General features: G+C 49.9%; 4 protein-coding genes and 1 tRNA gene. 4 read left to right on the top strand and 1 reads right to left on the bottom strand.

The window, feature by feature from the left end; all coding sequences use genetic code 11:
• Positions 1–863, top strand: an 863-nt coding sequence (locus tag GBAG_RS20160) for an MFS transporter (RefSeq protein WP_034499709.1), incomplete at its 5' end; no start/stop codon positions are given.
• On the opposite strand, the gene GBAG_RS20155 is transcribed toward GBAG_RS20160, so the two are convergent.
• Complete coding sequence (locus GBAG_RS20155) at positions 854–1438, bottom strand: HD domain-containing protein (protein ID WP_034499706.1); 585 nt, start codon at positions 1436–1438, stop codon at positions 854–856. The two genes, GBAG_RS20160 and GBAG_RS20155, sit on opposite strands and share 10 nt — an antisense overlap.
• Positions 1439–1714: 276 nt before the next feature.
• Here GBAG_RS20155 and eptB point away from each other — a divergent pair, with 276 nt between their 5' ends.
• The 3 genes from eptB (at position 1715) to dppA (ending at position 5848) form a co-directional block, all read left to right on the top strand.
• A complete protein-coding gene (gene eptB / locus GBAG_RS20150; RefSeq protein ID WP_034499703.1) occupies positions 1715–3397 on the top strand; it encodes a kdo(2)-lipid A phosphoethanolamine 7''-transferase in 1683 nt (560 codons plus the stop codon).
• 100 nt (positions 3398–3497) lie between these two features.
• Positions 3498–3574 (top strand) — tRNA-Pro (locus GBAG_RS20145).
• 666 nt (positions 3575–4240) lie between these two features.
• Positions 4241–5848 carry a dipeptide ABC transporter periplasmic-binding protein DppA gene (gene dppA / locus GBAG_RS20140; RefSeq protein WP_034499701.1) on the top strand — a complete coding sequence of 536 codons (1608 nt, stop codon included), beginning with the start codon at positions 4241–4243 and terminating at the stop codon, positions 5846–5848.
• The last annotated feature ends 20 nt before the right edge of the window (positions 5849–5868 follow it).

The raw sequence follows: 5868 nt of genomic DNA, 5'->3' as shown, positions 1-5868 counted from the left end.
CGGGTTATCTGCTGACCCTTTCCAACTGCGTGAAATGGTTCCCGGAGCGTAAAGGTCTGATTTCTGCATTTGCCATTGGTTCTTACGGTCTCGGCAGCCTGGGCTTCAAATATATCGACAGCCATTTGCTGGCAACCGTCGGCCTGGAAAGTACCTTCATGATTTGGGGTGGTCTGGCGATGGTGATGATTCTGCTGGGTTCCATGCTGATGAAAGATGCGCCATTGCAGGAAGTGAAATCCGCAAACGGTGTAGCTGAAAAGGACTACACCCTGGCAGAATCTATGCGTAAACCGCAGTACTGGATGCTGGCAGTAATGTTCCTGACCGCCTGCATGAGTGGCCTGTATGTGATTGGTGTGGCGAAAGATATTGCGCAAGGCATGGTGCATTTAAACGCTGAGTCTGCAGCGAATGCGGTGACGGTTATCGCGATTGCTAACCTGAGCGGCCGCCTGGTGCTGGGTATTCTGTCCGACAAAATTGCCCGTATCCGTGTTATCACCATCGGCCAGGTTATTTCTTTAGTGGGTATGGCAGCGCTGTTGTTCGCCCCTCTTAACGAAGCGACTTTCTTTGCAGCGATTGCTTGTGTGGCATTTAACTTCGGCGGCACCATCACCGTTTACCCTTCACTGGTAAGTGAGTTCTTTGGTCTGAATAACCTGACTAAAAACTACGGTGTGATTTACTTAGGCTTCGGTATCGGCAGCATTTGCGGTTCGATTATCGCGTCTATCTTCGGCGGTTTCTATGTGACCTTCTGCGTCATCTTCGCCCTGCTGATTTTGTCTCTGGCGATTTCCACTACCATCCGCCAGCCAGCGCGAGAAGTTTTGCAGAAAGTCCACGCTCACGCTTGATAGCGAGTCATTAATGCCGCAAACCATGCCGCCGGGACGTTATACGGCGGCATCATTAATTGTGAAATACCCTGCTCAATAATGTTCTCGGCCTGACCTCTCAGGAACTCATTTCCCCGTTGTAATCCCGCCAACTGAATCCGTTTCTCGATTAAATAGACACGCGCAAAATGCGGGTCGTAGCGCAAAATCTCACGGGTATTATCAATGATGTCAGCGAGCTTAATGGTTTGCGCTTCACCGCTTGCATTGGCGGTGTGCAGGAAATGGGCGCGCTTGCGATTCATGCGGTTGGTGCCGGGGAGTTGTTCCGGGTTGGTGACCATGGCGACAAGCGCCGCGACGTCGGGGCCAAAGTGCTCTTCAATATCAATTATCGTGGTGCCGGTGTCTTCCACCGTATCGTGTAGCCAGGCGGCAGCGAGAACCTCTTCAACAGGGCAAACTCCCCTGACCAGCTCAACCACGGCGGCTGGATGGACAATATATGGTTCAAGCGTATATTTGCGGCGCTGATCGCAAGCCGCATGTGCCTTTGTTGCATACCGACGGGCGCGTTCTTCCAACGATTGCATGTTTTTCCCTCAGCATTAACAACATTATTTAATATGCTTATAACATCGTTGCGGCGTATTCAGCCGTTCGGCTTCAAGTTGTGTAAACAACGGGCCAGATCACGCTTTTTGCCGATACTTTTGACCTTCCCTATGTTCTACTAATCCGCGCTAAATCGGCTAAGAATCGTCCTGATTCAGACACTATTTTTTATTGCTCAGAATTTTCCAGGTAATGTGTAGTCTGAGTGATGCTTATAACTTTTTCTTTTTGCGCTTTATTTTCGGACACCCTGCATGAACTACGTTAAAACGATGTCGCAGCAGAAGCTCAGTTTTCTGTTAGCGGTATACATCGGACTGTTTTTGAACCTTTCAGTTTTTTACCACCGTTTTGAGGGATTCGTTCAGAACTTTAGTGGCCTGTCAGGCGTTTATATGGTGGCGGAAGTTGTGGCTTGTGTATTGGTCACTTTCTTTTTATTCCGCATGCTATCTCTGTTTGGGCGCACCGCCTGGCGCATATTATCGACGTTAGTGGTGCTGTGTTCTGTCGCCGCAAGCTACTACATGACGTTACTCAATGTGGTCATCGGCTACGGGATTATTGCCTCGGTGATGACTACCGATATCGACCTTTCGAAAGAGATTGTCGGCTATCAGTTCGTATTATGGCTCATTCTGATAAGCGCCGTGCCGTTGGTACTTATCTGGACTAACGCCGCACGCGATACGCTTCTTAAGCAGCTCAAAACCCCTGGCCAGCGCTTTAAAAATGTCGCCATTGTGTTGCTCGCCGGGCTAATGGTGTGGGCACCACTCAATTTACTGGGCAAACAACAAAAGAATTCAGAAAGGCGCACGACCGTAGATATGCCAAGCTATGGCGGTGTAGTGGCCAACTCCTACTTACCCTCTAACTGGGTTTCAGCGTTAGGGTTGTATGCCTGGGCGCAAGCCGATGAGTCCACCGATAATCGCTCTTTAATGAACCCGGTAAAACAGTTCACTTATGTTGCGCCAAAAGAGCTGGATGATACCTACGTGGTGTTTGTGATTGGCGAAACCACTCGCTGGGATCACATGGGGATTTTAGGCTACGGGCGAGATACAACGCCGAAACTGGCTAAAGAGAAAAACCTGGTCGCATTCAGAGGCGAATCTTGTGATACCGCCACAAAGCTTTCGCTGCGCTGCATGTTTGTGCGTGAAGGTGGGGCGGAAGACAACCCGCAGCGTACGTTAAAAGAGCAAAACGTTTTTGCCGTGCTCAAACAGTTGGGCTTCTCATCAAACCTTTTTGCGATGCAAAGTGAAGTGTGGTTTTACGGCAACACGATGGCAGATAACTTCTCATACCGTGAGCAAATTGCTGCCGAGCCGCGTAACAGTGGCAAACAAGTCGATGACATGCTGTTGATGGAAGAGATGAAACTTTCTGTCGAACAGCATCCTAAAGGTAAGCATTTGATTATTCTGCATACCAAAGGCTCGCACTTCTCCTATGTGCAACGTTATCCGCGTAGCTATGCGAAGTGGACGCCAGAGTGTGTCAGCATTGCTAACGAGTGCAGCAAGGAGCAGTTGATTAACGCCTACGATAATACGGTGCTGTATACCGACTCCGTGCTCGAGCGTGTTATTGACCAGTTGCGCGACAAGCGGGCAATTATTTTCTATGCCGCTGACCACGGTGAGTCCATTGATGAGCACAAACATCTGCACGGTACGCCGCGTAAAATGGCACCGCCGGAGCAGTTCCGTGTGCCGCTGTTAGTTTGGGCGTCTGATAAATACCTGGAAAACCCAGACCGCGCGCGCGAGTTTGCCCACATGCAAGAACAGGCAAAAATGAAAGTGCCGCATCGCCACGTGGAACTGTATGACACCATTATGGGTTGCCTGGGCTATACCTCACCAGATGGCGGTATTAACCAGAATAACAACTGGTGCCATGTGCCAAAGACGGCCGCGAAGTAACCGTTTCGCTACAAATGCTGGATTTTAAAACAAACGGACGTGATTTTTACTTTCAGGGATTGACGGCTAAAACGGTGCGCAGTACTATGCGCTCCGCATTCGGCGAGTAGCGCAGCTTGGTAGCGCAACTGGTTTGGGACCAGTGGGTCGGAGGTTCGAATCCTCTCTCGCCGACCAAATTTAGAAAAGGCCAACCTTCGGGTTGGCCTTTTTGCATCTTGAGTTTATGAACGTGTAGGCCGGATAAGCGCCAGCGTCATCCGGCAAATTAGTTGATGTCGAATACCGTAATCTTGCCAAAATATCCGCTTCATCGCGCAACGCCTGCCTTTATATTATTTTGTGACACATTCCATCGTATTTTGTTATGGAAAATAGCGGACTAATACCCCGTTGCTTATGTTTCAGACCAGCATGATTCGCTGTGAGAGACTTAGATCACAAAATGAATCGTTCAGATAATCAGCATATGACAAGAAATTTTTCAAAAATCGCGCAACCGATTACCGCTATCGGTTGCAAATTAAGCAGTGTAATATTCTGGTAACAACCCTGTAGCATAAATTTCCCTGCTGGAAATGGTACGGCAGGCTTTTTTTAAACTTTGTTCGCCAATTCTCACCTCGGTTGTAAATCCCCGTTACCTATATTGACGTTTAACTCATCTATTGACAGATTGTAGGGCGTGAGGGGCAATTTATGGACAGTCCGCACTATCACACAGCTAGTCTGACGAAAGGAATCCCTGGCCTCACTTCCGCCTCCGGGCACACCGAACGGACCGCACACAAATAACAAAGGTCTAACGGAAAAAAACAACACATCTCACAATGGAGCAGAAGAATGAGTCTTTCCTTGAAGAAGTCAGGGATGCTGAAGTTTGGTCTGAGCCTGGTGGCACTGACCGTAGCAGCAAGCGTTCAGGCAAAAACACTGGTTTATTGCTCAGAAGGTTCCCCAGAAGGTTTTAACCCGCAGCTGTTCACCTCGGGTACCACGTACGATGCCAGCTCAGTGCCAATCTATAATCGTCTTGTTGAATTCAAAACGGGCACCACTGAAATCATTCCAGGCCTGGCTGAAAAGTGGGAAGTGAGCGAAGACGGTAAAACGTATACCTTCCACCTGCGTCAGGGCGTGAAGTGGCAGGATAATAAAGATTTCAAACCAACACGCGATCTGAATGCTGATGACGTCGTGTTCTCGTTCGATCGTCAGAAAAATGCAAACAACCCGTACCACAAAGTTTCTGGCGGCAGCTACGAATACTTTGAAGGCATGGGCTTGCCTGACCTGATCACCGAAATTAAGAAAGTGGACGATAAAACCGTTCAGTTCGTACTGGCGCGTCCAGAAGCACCATTCCTGGCAGACCTCGCGATGGACTTCGCCTCTATTCTGTCCAAAGAATATGCAGACAATATGATGAAAGCCGGTACGCCGGAAAAAACTGACCTGAACCCAATCGGTACCGGTCCGTTCCAGCTGCTGCAATACCAGAAAGACTCCCGCATTCTCTACAAAGCGTTCCCGGGCTACTGGGGCACCAAGCCGCAGATCGACCGCCTGGTCTTCTCCATCACCCCTGATGCGTCCGTGCGTTACGCTAAATTGCAGAAAAACGAGTGCCAGGTTATGCCGTATCCAAACCCGGCTGACATCGCTCGCATGAAGCAAGACAAGAACATCAACTTGATGGAACAGGCTGGCCTGAACGTGGGTTACTTGTCCTTCAACACCGAGAAGAAACCGTTTGATGACGTGAAAGTGCGTCAGGCGCTGACTTACGCGGTGAACAAAGAAGCGATTATCAAAGCGGTTTATCAGGGCGCAGGCACTGCGGCTAAAAACCTAATCCCACCAACCATGTGGGGCTACAACGATGACGTGAAGGATTACACCTACGATCCTGAGAAAGCAAAAGCGCTGCTGAAAGAATCCGGCCACGCTGACGGCTTCACCGTTGACCTGTGGGCAATGCCAGTACAACGTCCGTACAACCCGAACGCTCGCCGCATGGCTGAGATGATTCAGGCTGACTGGGCGAAAGTCGGCGTGACCGCCAAAATCGTCACCTACGAGTGGGGCGAGTATCTGAAGCGCGCCAAAGCGGGCGAGCACCAGGCGGTCATGATGGGCTGGACTGGCGACAATGGGGATCCGGACAACTTCTTCGCTACCCTGTTCAGCTGTGCTGCGGCGAAAGACGGTTCTAACTACTCTCGCTGGTGCTACAAGCCGTTTGAAGACCTGATTCAACCTGCGCGCGCGACTGACGATCACAACAAACGTATCGAGCTGTACAAACAAGCTCAGGTAGTGATGCATGACCAGGCTCCGGCGCTGATCGTTGCTCACTCCACGGTATACGAGCCAGTACGCAAAGAAGTGAAAGGTTACGTGGTTGACCCATTGGGCAAACACCACTTCGAGAACGTGTCAGTAGAATAATTTTCTGACTTTAAGCCCGC

It is taken from the genome of Buttiauxella agrestis ATCC 33320 (assembly GCF_000735355.1).
Classification (GTDB): Bacteria; Pseudomonadota; Gammaproteobacteria; order Enterobacterales; family Enterobacteriaceae; genus Buttiauxella; species Buttiauxella agrestis.
This window is presented reverse-complemented; position numbering and strand designations above follow the sequence as displayed.

Excerpts from the sequence above, each read along its gene's own strand:
- GBAG_RS20155 (WP_034499706.1), bottom strand. The coding sequence starts at position 1,438 with ATGCAATCGTTGGAAGAACGCGCCCGTCGGTATGCAACAAAGGCACAT.
- eptB (WP_034499703.1), top strand. The coding sequence starts at position 1,715 with ATGAACTACGTTAAAACGATGTCGCAGCAGAAGCTCAGTTTTCTGTTA.
- dppA (WP_034499701.1), top strand. The coding sequence starts at position 4,241 with ATGAGTCTTTCCTTGAAGAAGTCAGGGATGCTGAAGTTTGGTCTGAGC.